General features: G+C 54.2%; 16 protein-coding genes and 1 other annotated feature. Of the genes, 10 read left to right on the top strand and 6 right to left on the bottom strand.

Annotated features, from left to right (window positions below; genetic code table 11):
- Positions 1 to 112: 112 nt before the first annotated feature.
- Both IMQ56_RS11560 and IMQ56_RS11555 read right to left on the bottom strand, forming a co-directional pair.
- Positions 113 to 1,042, bottom strand: coding sequence for a LysR substrate-binding domain-containing protein (locus IMQ56_RS11560; RefSeq protein ID WP_015572401.1), 930 nt, complete (start codon positions 1,040 to 1,042; stop codon positions 113 to 115).
- Positions 1,043 to 1,083: 41 nt separating this feature from the next.
- Positions 1,084 to 1,908: an SDR family oxidoreductase gene (locus tag IMQ56_RS11555; RefSeq protein WP_017383300.1), complete on the bottom strand. Its 825-nt coding sequence runs from the start codon at positions 1,906 to 1,908 to the stop codon at positions 1,084 to 1,086.
- A 172-nt stretch (positions 1,909 to 2,080) separates the two neighbouring features.
- Here IMQ56_RS11555 and hisL point away from each other — a divergent pair, with 172 nt between their 5' ends.
- From hisL to hisIE, 9 genes are all read left to right on the top strand, one after another.
- Positions 2,081 to 2,131 (top strand): his operon leader peptide, encoded by a 51-nt coding sequence (hisL, locus tag IMQ56_RS11550; protein ID WP_099516347.1) that lies wholly within the window; start codon positions 2,081 to 2,083, stop codon positions 2,129 to 2,131.
- Positions 2,107 to 2,230 (top strand) — a sequence feature (His leader region). It overlaps the preceding gene by 25 nt.
- 45 nt (positions 2,231 to 2,275) lie before the next feature.
- Positions 2,276 to 3,175 (top strand): ATP phosphoribosyltransferase, encoded by a 900-nt coding sequence (hisG, locus tag IMQ56_RS11545; protein WP_000886595.1) that lies wholly within the window; start codon positions 2,276 to 2,278, stop codon positions 3,173 to 3,175.
- 5 nt (positions 3,176 to 3,180) lie between these two features.
- A complete protein-coding gene (gene hisD, locus IMQ56_RS11540; RefSeq protein WP_017693108.1) occupies positions 3,181 to 4,485 on the top strand; it encodes a histidinol dehydrogenase in 1,305 nt (434 codons plus the stop codon).
- Positions 4,482 to 5,543: a histidinol-phosphate transaminase gene (hisC, locus tag IMQ56_RS11535; protein WP_196063830.1), complete on the top strand. Its 1,062-nt coding sequence runs from the start codon at positions 4,482 to 4,484 to the stop codon at positions 5,541 to 5,543. The genes hisD and hisC overlap by 4 nt, the downstream gene beginning before the upstream one ends.
- Positions 5,540 to 6,607, top strand: coding sequence for a bifunctional histidinol-phosphatase/imidazoleglycerol-phosphate dehydratase HisB (hisB, locus tag IMQ56_RS11530; protein WP_062938710.1), 1,068 nt, complete (start codon positions 5,540 to 5,542; stop codon positions 6,605 to 6,607). Before hisC ends, hisB begins: the two co-directional genes overlap by 4 nt.
- On the top strand, positions 6,607 to 7,197 hold the full coding sequence (gene hisH, locus IMQ56_RS11525) for an imidazole glycerol phosphate synthase subunit HisH (RefSeq protein ID WP_015572396.1): 591 nt from the start codon (positions 6,607 to 6,609) through the stop codon (positions 7,195 to 7,197). The genes hisB and hisH overlap by 1 nt, the downstream gene beginning before the upstream one ends.
- Entirely contained in the window at positions 7,197 to 7,934 is a 738-nt protein-coding gene (gene hisA, locus IMQ56_RS11520; RefSeq protein ID WP_015572395.1) for a 1-(5-phosphoribosyl)-5-[(5-phosphoribosylamino)methylideneamino]imidazole-4-carboxamide isomerase, read from the top strand. The genes hisH and hisA overlap by 1 nt, the downstream gene beginning before the upstream one ends.
- On the top strand, positions 7,916 to 8,692 hold the full coding sequence (hisF, locus tag IMQ56_RS11515; RefSeq protein ID WP_003859481.1) for an imidazole glycerol phosphate synthase subunit HisF: 777 nt from the start codon (positions 7,916 to 7,918) through the stop codon (positions 8,690 to 8,692). The genes hisA and hisF overlap by 19 nt, the downstream gene beginning before the upstream one ends.
- Positions 8,686 to 9,297: a bifunctional phosphoribosyl-AMP cyclohydrolase/phosphoribosyl-ATP diphosphatase HisIE gene (gene hisIE / locus IMQ56_RS11510; RefSeq protein WP_047716646.1), complete on the top strand. Its 612-nt coding sequence runs from the start codon at positions 8,686 to 8,688 to the stop codon at positions 9,295 to 9,297. Before hisF ends, hisIE begins: the two co-directional genes overlap by 7 nt.
- 39 nt (positions 9,298 to 9,336) lie before the next feature.
- On the opposite strand, the gene wzzB is transcribed toward hisIE, so the two are convergent.
- Positions 9,337 to 10,317 (bottom strand): LPS O-antigen chain length determinant protein WzzB, encoded by a 981-nt coding sequence (wzzB, locus tag IMQ56_RS11505; protein ID WP_165730024.1) that lies wholly within the window; start codon positions 10,315 to 10,317, stop codon positions 9,337 to 9,339.
- Positions 10,318 to 10,509: 192 nt separating this feature from the next.
- Between wzzB and IMQ56_RS11500 the strand changes: the two genes are divergently transcribed.
- A complete protein-coding gene (locus tag IMQ56_RS11500) occupies positions 10,510 to 11,514 on the top strand; it encodes an NAD-dependent epimerase (protein WP_033487306.1) in 1,005 nt (334 codons plus the stop codon).
- A gap of 49 nt (positions 11,515 to 11,563) precedes the next feature.
- Here IMQ56_RS11500 and ugd read toward each other — a convergent pair whose 3' ends face one another.
- The 3 genes from ugd to rfbB all read right to left on the bottom strand — a co-directional run bounded on the left by ugd (position 11,564) and on the right by rfbB (position 14,937).
- Positions 11,564 to 12,730 carry a UDP-glucose 6-dehydrogenase gene (gene ugd / locus IMQ56_RS11495; protein WP_017693100.1) on the bottom strand — a complete coding sequence of 389 codons (1,167 nt, stop codon included), beginning with the start codon at positions 12,728 to 12,730 and terminating at the stop codon, positions 11,564 to 11,566.
- A 239-nt stretch (positions 12,731 to 12,969) separates the two neighbouring features.
- Positions 12,970 to 13,851: a glucose-1-phosphate thymidylyltransferase RfbA gene (gene rfbA, locus IMQ56_RS11490; RefSeq protein ID WP_017693099.1), complete on the bottom strand. Its 882-nt coding sequence runs from the start codon at positions 13,849 to 13,851 to the stop codon at positions 12,970 to 12,972.
- Positions 13,852 to 14,937: a dTDP-glucose 4,6-dehydratase gene (rfbB, locus tag IMQ56_RS11485; protein WP_023303972.1), complete on the bottom strand. Its 1,086-nt coding sequence runs from the start codon at positions 14,935 to 14,937 to the stop codon at positions 13,852 to 13,854.
- Between the last annotated feature and the right edge of the window lie 19 nt (positions 14,938 to 14,956).

Raw genomic sequence — 14,956 nt, 5'->3', positions numbered from 1 at the left:
AACCGACGCCTTTTATATCGTCGATTATTCATTTGTTTGCAGCGGCGGCATTTTGCCCTATTCCAGATACAAAAGGCAATACATTGAGAAACCTGCCCATAAATTAATTTTACTAACTGATTGATTTCCCATCATCTGCCTGAGCGTAAACTGTGGCGATAGCACTATTTGCTAAAATTTCGTCTCGCCACCAGGCGCTGGCAAGCCCGGCGGTCTGTTCATTCCAGCCCACCCATACCGATTCGTTACTGCTCTGCGCTAAAACTTGTTTTTCCACCAGCGCTCCGCTGTCAATAAACCGCTGCGCTAAATAACGGGGAAGGTAACCGCACCCCAGGCCGCTTATTTGCAGCTCCAGCTTGGTTTTAAAATCAAAAACGGTGATGGCCTCCTGCTCATCCAGCAGCTGCGATGAAATGCCGCATTCGGGGCGAGAACTGTCTCCAACCACAATGGCGCGATAGTTTTTAATGACGCGTCGGGTAACAGGCTCCGGTTCATTCGCCAGCGGGTGATGAGGCGCAACGGCAAAAACCTGCTCCAGAACACCCAGCCGCGCAAAACCAAATTCGCTCAACTGGGGAGGCTCATGCAGCGCCCCAACGATGATATCCGCCCTGCCCTGCGTCAGGGCCTCCCAGGAACCGCCCAGCACGCCATTGATAAAAACCAGCCGGGTGACGCTGTGGCGCTGATAGAACGCCTCAATAAGCGGGGTAAGCAGGGAGAAAGGGAAAGTATCATCAACCCCAATCACCAGCTCATTTTCCCAGCCCTGGTGAAGTTTGACGGCCTGTTTTTCCAGCTCGCGAACCGTATGCAGCACGTCACGCCCTTTTTCCAGCAGCATCTGCCCTGTACGGGTGAAACGCGCGCGATGCCCGGTGCGGTCAAGGATTTGGATATTCAGATCGCTCTCGAGCTTTTGCACGGTGTAGCTCAGAGCCGAAGGGGTTTTATAGAGCTTCGCCGAGGCGGCGGCAAAGCTCCCCTCTTTTTCCAGCGCATCCAGAATAACAAGAACATCCAGCAGCGGTTTCATCTTCGCCCCCTTGCGGTGTGCGATTGTCTCCGCCGGCGCAATTATTCCATGGGCATAACCAGCGGATCGGGATACTGATATTCAAATCCCAGTTCATGGCAAATACGATTGCCATCAATAATTTTGCCTTTGCGTTCCCCCTGCGCCTCGCTGAATACCGGCGGCGCCAGACCCAGCTGGCGCGCCATCAGCGGATAAAAGGTACTGCGCGGCGGATGCGAGGGCGCACATATATTATAGATGTGCCCCCCTTTCGGAGCCTGCAAAAGCAGTTCTATTGCGCCAATAACATCCTCAAGATGCACAAGATTAACCCCGTGCTGGCCATCCGGCGCGGATTTACCGGCAAAGAAGCGCCCCGGATGACGCCCCGGCCCCACCAGTCCGGCCAGGCGTAAGATATCCACCTGCGTGCCAGGCAGATTGTGCAGCCAGTCTTCCAGCTCTTTCAGTACCCGGCCGCTGGCGGTCACCGGACGGCGCTCGGTGTTTTCTTTCGCCGTACCGTCGATATCGCCATAGACGGAGGTGGAGCTGGTGAAAATGATACGCGGGATATGGTGCGCCAGGGCGCTGTCGACAATCTCCTGCACCGCCTGCAAGTAAAAAGACTCACCCGGGCCGCTGCGCCGCGCCGGTAAGGTAATGACCAGCGCGTCCACATTCATCAGTTCATCCAGTTCGTCGGTATCGCAGATAAGCTCGGGTTCGAGACGCAGCTCGACACCATCAATGCCGCACATGCGTGCCGCTTCAACCCCATCTCGGGTGGTCTTACTCCCTGTCACCTGCCAGCCTTTCGCGGCTAATGACATCGCCAGTGGCATTCCTAACCACCCTAACCCGACAATCGCGACCTTTTTCATTACATTCTCCGCTTAACGATGCCTGTTATAAGGCTACGCCAGCCTGGTGGAACGCACAATTCATACCATCAATATGAAATGAATTAATGATCAAAAAAAGCCCTTGCTTTATGGCGTACAACTGGTTTAGGTTAAAAGACATCAAATGCATAAGCATTCAACGAGAATTTATATGACACGCGTTCCTTTTAAAAACCACCATCATCACCATCATCCTGACTAGTCTTTCAGGCGATGTGTGCTGGAAGACGTTTGGATCTTCCAGTGGTGCATGAACGCATGAAAAAGCCCCCGGAAGATCTTCTTCCGGGGGCTTTTTTTTGGACCGCATTCAGACAGGTTAAAACAGGTTAACGAGGAACACAGAATGTTAGATAACTCACGTTTACGCATAGCTATTCAAAAATCAGGCCGTTTAAGCGACGATTCACGCGAACTGCTGGCCCGCTGCGGGATTAAAATCAACCTGCACACCCAGCGCCTGATCGCCCTGGCTGAAAATATGCCGATCGACATTCTGCGCGTACGTGATGACGATATCCCGGGCCTGGTGATGGATGGCGTCGTTGATCTCGGCATCATCGGCGAAAACGTACTGGAAGAAGAGTTGTTAACCCGCCGCGCGCAGGGCGAAGATCCGCGCTACTTTACCCTGCGTCGTCTGGACTTTGGCGGCTGCCGCCTGTCGCTGGCCACGCCGGTCGATGAAGCCTGGGACGGCCCGGCCGCGCTGAACGGCAAACGTATCGCCACCTCTTACCCTCACCTGCTGAAGCGTTACCTCGATCAAAAAGGCGTGCAGTTTAAATCCTGTCTGCTGAATGGCTCTGTTGAAGTGGCGCCGCGTGCGGGCCTGGCCGATGCCATCTGTGACCTCGTCTCCACCGGCGCCACGCTCGAAGCGAACGGCCTGCGCGAAGTGGAGGTGATCTACCGCTCCAAAGCGTGCCTTATCCAGCGCGACGGCGAGATGGCCGACGCCAAACAGCAGCTCATCGACAAACTGCTGACCCGCATTCAGGGCGTGATTCAGGCGCGTGAATCCAAATACATCATGATGCATGCGCCGACCGAGCGCCTGGACGAAGTGATTGCCCTGCTGCCGGGCGCTGAGCGTCCAACCATTCTGCCGCTGGCGGGCGACCAGCAGCGCGTGGCGATGCACATGGTCAGCAGCGAAACCCTGTTCTGGGAAACCATGGAAAAACTGAAGGCGCTGGGCGCAAGTTCCATTCTGGTGCTGCCAATTGAGAAGATGATGGAGTAACGACCATGAGCTTTAACACAATCATCGACTGGAATACCTGTAGCGACGCGCAACAGCGCGAGCTGCTGATGCGCCCGGCAATTTCCGCCTCGGAGAGCATCACCCGCACTGTGGCGGAGATCCTTGATAACGTCAAAGCCCGCGGGGACGACGCGCTGCGCGAGTACAGCGCGAAGTTTGATAAAACTGAGGTCGACGCGTTACAGGTTACCGAGCAGGAAATCATTGATGCCAGCAATCGTCTGGGTGATGACATCAAACAGGCGATGGCCGTCGCGGTGAAAAATATTGATACCTTCCACACCGCGCAGAAATTGCAGGCGGTGGATGTGGAAACCCTGCCCGGCGTACGCTGCCAGCAGGTGACACGCCCGGTGGCGTCCGTTGGCCTCTATATTCCCGGCGGCTCTGCCCCGCTGTTTTCGACCGTCCTGATGCTGGCCACCCCGGCACGTATTGCCGGTTGTCAGAAGGTGGTGCTCTGCTCTCCGCCACCGATCGCCGACGAGATCCTGTATGCGGCGAAGCTGTGCGGCGTGCAGGCGATCTATAAAGTGGGCGGTGCGCAGGCGATTTCCGCCCTGGCGTTCGGGACGGGATCCATTCCGAAGGTCGACAAAATCTTTGGCCCGGGCAATGCCTACGTGACCGAAGCGAAGCGCCAGGTCAGCCAGCGTCTGGACGGCGCGGCGATTGATATGCCTGCCGGTCCGTCTGAAGTGCTGGTGATTGCCGACAGCGGCGCTACACCGGATTTCGTGGCCTCTGACCTGCTCTCGCAGGCCGAGCACGGCCCTGACTCGCAGGTGATTTTACTGACGCCAGATGCCGACATGGCAAAACGCGTGGGCGACGCCGTTGAGCGTCAGCTGGCTGACCTGCCGCGTGCGGAAACGGCGCGTCAGGCGCTATCCGCCAGCCGCCTGATTGTGGCCCGCGATCTTGACCAGTGCATCGCCATCTCCAACCAGTACGGTCCTGAGCACCTGATTATTCAGACCCGCAACGCGCGCGAACTGGTCGACAGCATAACCAGCGCAGGCTCGGTGTTCCTCGGGGACTGGTCACCGGAATCCGCCGGGGATTACGCCTCCGGCACCAACCACGTGCTGCCTACGTATGGCTATACCTCAACCTGCTCCAGCCTGGGGCTGGCGGATTTCCAGAAGCGCATGACCGTGCAGGAACTCTCCCGCGAGGGATTTGCCTCGCTGGCGTCGACCATTGAAACCCTGGCCGCCGCCGAGCGCCTGACTGCCCACAAAAATGCCGTGACGCTGCGCGTTGCCGCCCTGAAGGAGCAAGCATGAACATCGAAGAATTAGCCCGCGAAAATGTCCGTCGCCTGACGCCCTATCAGTCTGCGCGTCGTCTGGGCGGCAACGGCGACGTCTGGCTGAATGCCAACGAATATCCCACGGCGGTGGCCTTTGAGCTTTCGCAGCAGACGCTGAACCGCTACCCGGAGTGTCAGCCGAAAGCGGTGATCGAGAACTATGCGCAGTATGCAGGCGTGAAGCCTGAGCAGGTGCTGGTCAGCCGTGGGGCTGATGAAGGGATTGAGCTGCTGATCCGCGCCTTCTGTGAGCCGGGTAAAGACGCGGTGATCTACTGCCAGCCCACCTACGGGATGTACAGCGTGAGCGCCGAAACCTTTGCCGTGGCCTGCCGCAACGTGCAGGCGCTCGACAACTGGCAGCTGGATTTGCAGGGCATCGCCGATAACCTCGACGGCGTGAAGGTGGTGTTTGTCTGTAGCCCGAACAACCCCACCGGGCAGATTATTCATCCGCAGGATATCCGCACCCTGCTGGAGATGACGCGCGGCAAGGCCCTGGTCGTCGCTGATGAAGCCTATATTGAGTTCTGCCCGCAGGCGACGCTGGCAGGCTGGCTTGAGGAGTATCCGCATCTCGTTGTGCTGCGTACCCTTTCCAAAGCCTTCGCCCTCGCCGGCCTTCGCTGTGGATTTACGCTGGCGAATAAAGCGGTTATCGACCTGCTGCTGAAAGTGATTGCCCCGTATCCGCTCTCGACGCCGGTTGCCGATATTGCGGCACAGGCGCTGGCTCCGCAGGGCATCAGCGCGATGCGCGAGCGTGTGGCGCTGATCCTGGAAGAGCGTCAGTATCTTGTTGATGCCCTTAAAACGATTCCGTGCGTGGAGCAGGTGTTCGACTCGGAAACCAACTACATCCTGGTGCGCTTCACCGCCTCAAGCGCGATATTTAAATCGTTGTGGGATCAGGGCATTATCTTACGAGACCAGAATAAACAACCTACCCTGAGCGGCTGCCTGCGTATTACCGTCGGCACCCGTGCAGAGAGCCAGCGCGTGATTGACGCCCTGAAAGCGGAGAAAGTATGAGTCAGAAGTATCTCTTTATCGATCGTGACGGCACCATCATCTCGGAGCCACCCAGCGATTTTCAGGTCGATCGTTTCGACAAGCTGGCGTTTGAACCCGACGTGATCCCGGTGCTGCTGAAGCTTCAGAAAGCAGGCTATAAGCTGGTGATGATCACCAACCAGGACGGTCTGGGCACCGACAGCTTCCCGCAGGTAGACTTTGACGGCCCGCACAACCTGATGATGCAGGTGCTGACCTCGCAGGGCATCGCCTTCGACGAAGTGCTGATCTGCCCGCATATGCCTGCCGACGAGTGCGACTGCCGCAAGCCAAAAGTGAAGCTTGTTGAACGTTATCTGGCGGAAGAGGCGCTGGATAAAGCCAACAGCTATGTGATCGGCGATCGCGTCACGGATATCACGCTGGCGGACAACATGGGCATTGCGGGTCTGCGCTATAACCGCGACACGCTAAACTGGGCGATGATTGGCGAGCAGCTCACCCGACGCGACCGCTATTCCCACGTTGAACGCAACACCAAAGAGACGCAGATCGACGTGAAGGTCTGGCTGGACCGCGAAGGCGGCAGCAAGATCCACACCGGCGTCGGTTTCTTTGACCACATGCTGGATCAAATCGCCACGCACGGCGGCTTCCGCATGGAAATCGCGGTGAAGGGCGACCTGTATATCGACGATCACCACACCGTGGAAGATACCGGCCTGGCGCTGGGCGAAGCCCTGAAGCTGGCGCTCGGCGACAAGCGCGGTATCAACCGCTTCGGCTTTGTTCTGCCGATGGACGAGTGCCTGGCGCGCTGCGCGATGGATATCTCCGGGCGTCCGCACCTGGAATACAAAGCCGACTTTACCTACCAGCGGGTGGGCGATCTCAGCACCGAGATGGTGGAACACTTCTTCCGCTCGCTTTCTTACACCATGGGCCTGACGCTGCACCTGAAAACCAAAGGCAAAAACGATCACCATCGCGTCGAGAGCCTGTTCAAAGCCTTTGGCCGTACCCTGCGCCAGGCGATCCGCGTGGAAGGTGACGCCCTGCCCTCGTCGAAAGGAGTGCTGTAATGAACGTGGTGATTCTGGACACCGGATGCGCCAATCTGAACTCCGTACAGTCGGCGATTATGCGCCACGGCTACGAGCCGGTGGTGAGCCGCGACCCTGACGTGGTGCTGCGTGCGGATAAACTCTTTCTGCCGGGCGTTGGCACCGCCCAGGCGGCGATGGATCAGATCCATGAGCGCGAGCTGGTAGATCTCATCAAAGCCTGTACTCAGCCGGTGCTGGGCATTTGCCTCGGCATGCAGCTGCTTGGCCGCCGCAGCGAAGAGAGCAACGGCGTTGATCTGCTGGGCATTATTGAAGAAGACGTGCCGAAAATGACCGACCACGGCCTGCCGCTGCCGCACATGGGCTGGAACCGCGTTTATCCGAAGGCGGGCAACAGGCTGTTCCAGGGTATTGAAGACGGCGCGTACTTCTATTTCGTCCACAGCTACGCCATGCCCGTGAATGCCTACACCATCGCCCAGTGCAATTACGGCGAGGCGTTCACCGCCGCCGTGCAGAAAGATAACTTTTACGGCGTGCAGTTTCACCCGGAACGCTCCGGCGCCGCCGGTGCGCAACTGCTGAAAAATTTCCTGGAGATGTGATGATAATTCCCGCTTTAGATTTAATTGACGGCACGGTTGTTCGTCTCCACCAGGGCGATTACGGGCAGCAGCGCGACTACGGCAACGATCCGCTGCCGCGGTTACAGGCTTACGCAGCGGAGGGCGCTGAGGTGTTGCACCTGGTCGATCTGACCGGCGCGAAAGATCCGGCCAAACGCCAGATCCCGCTGCTTAAAACACTGGTGGCTGGCGTGGACGTCCCGGTGCAGGTGGGCGGTGGCGTGCGTACGGAAGCCGATGTTGCCGCCTTACTGGACGCCGGCGTGGCTCGCGTGGTAGTCGGTTCGACCGCTGTGAAAGATCCTGAGAGTGTCAAGGGCTGGTTCCGCCGCTTCGGTGCGGATGCGCTGGTGCTGGCGCTGGATGTGCGCATTGACGCGCAGGGTAACAAGCAGGTCGCGGTCAGCGGCTGGCAGGAAAACTCCGGCGTAACGCTGGAAGAGCTGGTCGGGATGTATCTCCCCGTAGGGCTGAAGCACGTCCTGTGCACGGATATTTCACGCGATGGTACGCTCGCAGGCTCTAACGTCTCGCTGTATGAAGAGGTTTGCGCCCGTTATCCGCAGGTGGCGTTTCAGTCCTCTGGCGGTATCGGCGACCTGGCGGATATCGCCGCTCTGCGCGGAACCGGTGTACGTGGCGTGATCGTGGGTCGCGCGCTGCTTGAAGGCAAATTTACGGTGAAGGAGGCGATTCAATGCTGGCAAAACGGATAATTCCCTGCCTGGACGTGCGTGATGGTCAGGTTGTAAAAGGCGTGCAGTTCCGCAACCACGAGATCATTGGCGACATCGTTCCCCTGGCTAAACGCTATGCCGAAGAAGGCGCAGACGAACTTGTATTTTACGATATCACCGCCTCCAGCGATGGCCGCGTGGTGGACAAAAGCTGGGTGGCGCGCGTGGCAGAGGTGATTGATATTCCCTTCTGCGTGGCGGGCGGGATTAAATCTGCTGACGATGCGGCGAAAATTCTCTCTTTCGGTGCGGACAAAATTTCCATTAACTCCCCTGCGCTCGCCGACCCGGAGCTGATTACGCGTCTGGCGGACCGCTTTGGCGTGCAGTGCATTGTCGTGGGGATCGACACCTGGTTTGATACCGCGACGGGCAAATATCACGTTAACCAGTACACCGGCGATGAAAGCCGCACGCGCGTCACCCAATGGGAAACGCTGGACTGGGTGCAGGAAGTACAAAAACGCGGCGCGGGTGAGATCGTGCTGAACATGATGAACCAGGACGGCGTACGCAACGGTTACGACCTCGAGCAGCTGAAAAAAGTGCGCGCGGTCTGCCAGGTTCCGCTGATTGCCTCCGGCGGCGCGGGCACCATGGAACACTTCCTGGAAGCCTTCCGCGATGCGAACGTAGACGGCGCGCTGGCCGCTTCCGTGTTCCACAAACAGATTATCAATATTGGTGAGTTAAAAACGTACCTGGCCGACCAGGGCGTGGAGATCAGGGTATGTTAACAGAGCAACAACAGGCGCAGCTGGACTGGGAAAAAACTGACGGATTACTGCCGGTGGTTGTACAGCATGCCGTTTCAGGCGAAGTGCTGATGTTGGGATACATGAACCAGGAGGCACTGGTAAAAACGATCGACAGCGGCAAGGTGACGTTTTTCTCGCGCACCAAACAGCGCCTGTGGACGAAAGGGGAAACCTCGGGTCACTTCCTGAATGTGGTCAGCATTACGCCAGACTGCGATAACGACACTCTGCTGGTGCTGGTCAACCCGATCGGGCCGACCTGTCACAAAGGCACCAGCAGCTGCTTCGGCGAGGCGAGCCACCAGTGGCTGTTCCTCTATCAGCTGGAACAGCTGCTGGCAGAGCGTAAATCAGCGGATCCCGAGAGCTCGTACACGGCGAAGCTGTACGCCAGCGGCACCAAGCGTATTGCGCAGAAGGTGGGTGAGGAAGGCGTTGAAACGGCGCTGGCGGCCACCGTGCATGACCGTGAGGAGCTGACGAACGAAGCGTCGGATTTGATGTATCACCTGCTGGTGCTGCTTCAGGATCAGAAGCTGGATTTAACGACGGTGATTGAGAATTTGCGGAAACGACATAAATAAAAAAAGACCGGGGAGACCCGGTCTTTTTTTGTGTGTAAATCAGGCGCGTGGCTTGTAGTTTCTCAGCGCGTTACGGCCAAGGACGACAGCAGAACCGATGATCCCGCCGAGAAGAACGGCAAGGATGAGGGTGAGGGCCTTTTTAGGGCTGTCACGCTTGATTGGCAGATCTGGTTTCATTACGTAACGATAGACATGTAACGTGTCTGGGTTAACGTTGAGGTTCTCAATGTCCAGTAAGTTCTTTTTGGTCTGATAATAAGAGCCAGGGAAGACCAGCGGACGGGAGGCCTCATTATCAACCATTGATTTGAGCGCTACAGTGCCCAGCAGGAACATGGTTTCCTGAGTGACATCCTGTGTTTGCTGGAGCTGCGGTGTGCTAATTTTCGCTGCTTCCGCGTTCTTAAGCGCCTCAGAAATTTGCTTGATACGCAGATCTTTTTGCTCCTGTGCCACTTTCTCCTGGTTCAGAAGAGAGTCGTTTAGGGTTGTGATCTGTTGCTTGAGGTTGTCTCTGAGGTCAAGCGTCAGTTCTTTAGCGGTTTGTTCGTCGACCTGCTGGATGTACTGAGCAAGCTGTTTTTGTGCCGCTTCAGCCGATTCGCCCTGATAGGTCACCGTTAAGGGTAATCCCTGCCCTTTAACAGTCGGTTCAATCGTCAGTTTCTCAGGCTCTTCTTGATTATCAAGCGCTTGTGCTAATGCTGAGAAAGATGAATTGAAACGTCCAATGGCACGAGTTTGAATGTCCAACATCGCAGGAGCTGCGCCGCCATAGAGGATATTCAAAGCATTGGAATAGGTGGCGATCTGTGCCGCATCAGGCTGGGCTATGATAGCAGATGACGTCCATTTCTCTTTGGCTACAGTAATATAAATAACGGCGAGAACGATAAAAGCAGCAACGAATGCTCCTATTACCCACTTACCACGCCACAGCTGTAGCACTAAATCCAGTAAATCAATTTGCTCCGGGTCATTGTTGCGTGTGACCAGGTTGTCGTTGTTGTGCGTCATACAATCCCTAACAGATGAAAAAGGGCAAAAACAATCTTGTTTCCATAGTGTATCTGTTGCTGGCGATTTTTCTATAAGAATCCGATGAGTTATATCGGAAAGATGGGTTATGTAAGTGAAGTGCGACGCGCTATCATAGTTGGATTCTGATGTCCTGGGACATCAACAAGAACACTGTGAATGAGGGAAGCTATGAAATTTCTGGTAACGGGCGCGGCGGGCTTTATCGGTTCTCATGTCAGCAAGCGCCTGCTTGATGCAGGGCATGAAGTTGTTGGGCTTGATAATCTGAATGATTACTATGATCCTAACCTCAAGCTCGCTCGCCTCGAACTGCTCAAATCCGAGAGTTTCACCTTCCACAAGCTGGACTTAGCGGACCGCGAGGGCATGGCCGCGCTCTTCGCCAATGAAAAATTTGACCGCGTGATCCATCTTGCCGCCCAGGCGGGCGTGCGTTACTCGCTGGAAAACCCGCATGCCTACGCAGATGCTAACCTGGTAGGTCACCTGAACGTGCTGGAAGGCTGTCGCCACAACAAGGTTCAGCATCTCCTGTATGCGTCATCAAGTTCTGTTTACGGCCTCAACCGTAAGATGCCGTTTTCTACTGACGACTCCGTAGACCATCCGGTATCCCTGTATGCCGCAACCAAAAAAGCCAATGAGCTGATGTCGCATACCTATTCGCATCTGTATAACCTGCCGACCACTGGCCTGCGCTTCTTTACCGTCTATGGCCCGTGGGGACGCCCGGACATGGCGCTGTTTAAATTCACCAAAGCCATGATTGAAGGCAACAGCATCGACGTATACAACTACGGCAAGATGAAGCGCGACTTCACCTATATTGATGATATTGCGGAGGCGATTATTCGCCTACAAGACGTCATTCCTCAGGCCGATACCGACTGGACAGTCGAAACCGGTTCGCCAGCAACCAGTTCTGCCCCGTATCGCGTGTATAACATCGGTAACAGTTCACCTGTCGAACTGATGGATTACATTACCGCACTTGAAGAGGCGCTGGGCAAGGAAGCGGTAAAAAATATGATGCCGATCCAGCCGGGTGACGTGCTGGAGACCAGTGCGGACACCAAAGCGCTATATGACGTTATTGGGTTTAAACCACAAACCTCAGTCAAAGAAGGCGTGAAAAACTTCGTCGACTGGTACCGCAACTTCTATAACGTTTAAAAACAAAAAACCCGGCAGAGCGCCGGGTTTTTTTATATCACGATATTAATCAGTCGCTGCCGAACAAATCGCGGGTATAGACTTTATCTTTCACGTCCGCCAGCTCTTCGGCCATACGGTTGGAGATAATTACGTCCGCTTCTTTTTTGAATGCATCCAGATCGCGGATCACACGCGAATGGAAGAACTCGTCTTCCTGCATGGCCGGTTCATAAATAATCACCTGAACGCCCTTCGCCTTAATACGCTTCATGATCCCCTGAATGGAAGAAGCGCGGAAGTTATCGGAACCGCTCTTCATGATCAGACGATATACACCCACCACTTTCGGCTGACGCGCCAGAATGGAATCTGAGATGAAGTCCTTACGCGTGCGGTTGGCATCCACAATGGCGGAAATCAGGTTGTTCGGCACTGCCTGATAGTTTGCCAGCAGCTGCTTGGTGTCTTTTGGCAGGCAGTAACCACCGTAACCGAAGGACGGATTGTTGTAATGGTTACCGATACGCGGGTCAAGACACACGCCCTCGATGATCTGACGGGTGTTCAGACCTAAGCTTTCGGCATAGCTGTCAAGTTCGTTGAAGTAAGCCACACGCATCGCCAGATAGGTATTGGCGAAAAGCTTAATGGCCTCAGCTTCTGTGGAATCGGTGAACAGCACCGGAATGTCTTTTTTGATTGCGCCTTCCTGAAGCAGTGCAGCAAAACGCTCCGCACGCTCGGAACGCTCGCCAATCACGATACGGGATGGGTGCAGGTTATCGTATAACGCCCTGCCCTCGCGGAGAAATTCCGGCGAGAAGAAGACATTATCAATACCCAACTCTTCTTTAATCGATTTGGTGAAACCCACTGGAATTGTCGACTTGATGATCATCACTGCGTTCGGGTTGATTGCCGTAACGTCTTTAATCACCGCTTCAACGGTAGAGGTATTGAAGTAGTTGGTTTTAGGATCGTAGTCGGTTGGCGTGGCGATGATGACGAAATCCGCATCGCGGTAAGCATCTTCTTTGTCCGTGGTAGCGCGGAAGTTCAGCGGTTTGGTCGCGAGGTATTCTTCAATCTCTTTATCGACGATCGGGGACTTCTTCTGGTTAAGCAGGTCCACTTTTGCCTGCACGATATCCAGCGCAACCACTTCATGGTTTTGTGCAATCAGAATACCGTTTGAGAGACCAACATAGCCTGTTCCGGAGATAGTTATTTTCATTTGTTTGACTTCTACACGTTTGAGTTTTTGATAGCCCTATAGTGGCCACCACAATGATTAACTAGGAGTTTTTTAGCGCTAATACTCATTCACTGTCAAGGTTTCAGGATTTTTGAAAAATGTTTTTGCTCAACAAAAAGACCTGTCGTTGCAATAAGCAAAGTACCTGTTTTACAGCAACAATAAGACGTTAAAGGGCACTCGACAGTAAGCAGAGGAAAACTGCTTACTTCGTCAAATCAGACTAATCCCTTGGTCAGATTCAGCAGATACTGACCATACCCGGTCTTTTTCAACGGTTCAGCGAGTACCCGAAGTTGTTCGGCATCAATAAAACCTCGTCGGAACGCAATCTCTTCAGGACATGAAACTTTTAGCCCCTGTCGCTCTTCAATTGTGGCGATAAAATTGCTGGCTTCGATCATACTCTGATGCGTTCCGGTATCAAGCCAGGCATAACCGCGTCTCATCATCGCGACAGACAATCGTCCCTGCTGCATATAGATGCGGTTGATGTCGGTAATTTCGAGTTCACCTCGCTCAGACGGCGTTAAACTTTTGGCCATCTCAATCACATCGTTGTCGTAAAAATAAAGACCGGTTATTGCGTAATTACTCTTGGGTTGCTGAGGCTTCTCCTCAAGGCCAATTGCAGTACCGTCTTTATCAAACTCAACGACGCCATAGCGTTCCGGGTCGCTGACATGATAGGCAAATACGGTCGCCCCCTCTTGCTGGCTTGCTGCGCCTTCAAGCAGTCTGGGGAGATCGTGCCCATAGAAAATATTATCGCCTAATACCAGCGCACAATTATCCTCACCGATAAACTCTTCACCCAGAATAAAAGCTTGTGCCAGTCCATCAGGACTTGGTTGCACTTTGTACTGGATATGCAATCCCCACTGGCTACCATTCCCGAGCAGTTGTTCAAAACGGGGAGTGTCCTGAGGCGTGCTGATAATCAGAATATCCCGTATACCTGCCAGCATAAGCGTAGAGAGCGGATAATAGATCATTGGCTTATCGTAAATTGGCAACAATTGCTTACTTACGGCCATTGTCACGGGATAAAGACGTGTACCCGATCCGCCAGCTAATATAATCCCTTTACGTTTCGTCATTTACTTACGCTCCCCATAATTCTGCTCAATCCAGCTCTTATAGGCACCGCTTTTCACATTCGATACCCATTCCTGGTTATTCAAATACCATTCAACCGTTTTACGGATGCCGCTTTCAAAGGTTTCCAGGGGAGTCCATCCGAGCTCGTCGCTAATTTTATGAGCATCAATTGCATAACGTCTGTCGTGACCTGGTCGGTCCGCGACATAAGTAATTTGTGCGCGATAGGATGTTTCTTTCGGTACCATGTCATCGAGCAGATCACAAATGGTCTGAACGACTTCAATATTTTTCTTCTCGTTATGGCCGCCAATATTATAGGTTTCGCCCGGCTTCCCCCTGGTCAGAACCGTATACAGTGCACGCGCATGATCTTCAACGTATAACCAGTCACGGATCTGATCGCCCTTTCCGTAAATCGGCAATGGTTTATTATCCAGCGCATTAAGGATAACAAGAGGGATCAGCTTTTCAGGAAAGTGGTATGGGCCATAATTATTCGAACAATTCGTCACAATCCCGGGTAAACCATAGGTGCGTATCCAGGCACGAACTAAATGGTCGCTGGACGCTTTTGACGCTGAGTAAGGGCTACTTGGCTGGTACGCTGTTTTCTCGGTAAACAGCGGTAACGGGGTGGAGTCATAATGTTCATCGGGATGAGGCAGATCGCCGTAAACCTCATCAGTTGAAATATGATGGAAACGGAAAGTAGATTTTGCTGCCTCATCCAGTGAAGACCAGTAAGCACGACTTGTTTCTAACAGGATATACGTGCCAACAATATTGGTTTCAATAAACGCAGCGGGACCGGTGATAGAACGGTCGACATGGCTCTCGGCAGCCAGGTGCATTACCGCATCAGGCTGATGGGTAGCAAAAATACGCGCCATTGCCTCTTTATCACATATATCGGCATGCTCAAAAACATAGCGTTCGCTATCGCTTACTTCACGCAAGGATTCCAGATTACCGGCATAGGTCAATTTATCAACGTTAACAACGCTATCCCGAGTATTGCTAATAATATGTCGGATAACCGCGGAACCGATAAAACCGGCACCGCCAGTAACTAGAATTTTCACGCAATCAATTCCATTAAAC

Source organism: Enterobacter sp. Res13-Sevr-PEC09-46 (assembly GCF_015672585.1).
Lineage (GTDB): Bacteria > Pseudomonadota > Gammaproteobacteria > Enterobacterales > Enterobacteriaceae > Enterobacter > Enterobacter hormaechei_C.
Note: the sequence above shows the minus strand (reverse complement) of the source record. Positions and strands in the feature narration are given on the sequence as shown.

What these genes read in the sequence shown, in the direction of transcription:
- IMQ56_RS11560 (WP_015572401.1), bottom strand. Translation starts at nt 1,042, where the DNA reads ATGAAACCGCTGCTGGATGTTCTTGTTATTCTGGATGCGCTGGAAAAA.
- IMQ56_RS11555 (WP_017383300.1), bottom strand. Translation starts at nt 1,908, where the DNA reads ATGAAAAAGGTCGCGATTGTCGGGTTAGGGTGGTTAGGAATGCCACTG.
- hisG (WP_000886595.1), top strand. Translation starts at nt 2,276, where the DNA reads ATGTTAGATAACTCACGTTTACGCATAGCTATTCAAAAATCAGGCCGT.
- hisD (WP_017693108.1), top strand. Translation starts at nt 3,181, where the DNA reads ATGAGCTTTAACACAATCATCGACTGGAATACCTGTAGCGACGCGCAA.
- hisC (WP_196063830.1), top strand. Translation starts at nt 4,482, where the DNA reads ATGAACATCGAAGAATTAGCCCGCGAAAATGTCCGTCGCCTGACGCCC.
- hisB (WP_062938710.1), top strand. Translation starts at nt 5,540, where the DNA reads ATGAGTCAGAAGTATCTCTTTATCGATCGTGACGGCACCATCATCTCG.
- hisH (WP_015572396.1), top strand. Translation starts at nt 6,607, where the DNA reads ATGAACGTGGTGATTCTGGACACCGGATGCGCCAATCTGAACTCCGTA.
- hisA (WP_015572395.1), top strand. Translation starts at nt 7,197, where the DNA reads ATGATAATTCCCGCTTTAGATTTAATTGACGGCACGGTTGTTCGTCTC.
- hisF (WP_003859481.1), top strand. Translation starts at nt 7,916, where the DNA reads ATGCTGGCAAAACGGATAATTCCCTGCCTGGACGTGCGTGATGGTCAG.
- hisIE (WP_047716646.1), top strand. Translation starts at nt 8,686, where the DNA reads ATGTTAACAGAGCAACAACAGGCGCAGCTGGACTGGGAAAAAACTGAC.
- wzzB (WP_165730024.1), bottom strand. Translation starts at nt 10,317, where the DNA reads ATGACGCACAACAACGACAACCTGGTCACACGCAACAATGACCCGGAG.
- IMQ56_RS11500 (WP_033487306.1), top strand. Translation starts at nt 10,510, where the DNA reads ATGAAATTTCTGGTAACGGGCGCGGCGGGCTTTATCGGTTCTCATGTC.
- ugd (WP_017693100.1), bottom strand. Translation starts at nt 12,730, where the DNA reads ATGAAAATAACTATCTCCGGAACAGGCTATGTTGGTCTCTCAAACGGT.
- rfbA (WP_017693099.1), bottom strand. Translation starts at nt 13,851, where the DNA reads ATGACGAAACGTAAAGGGATTATATTAGCTGGCGGATCGGGTACACGT.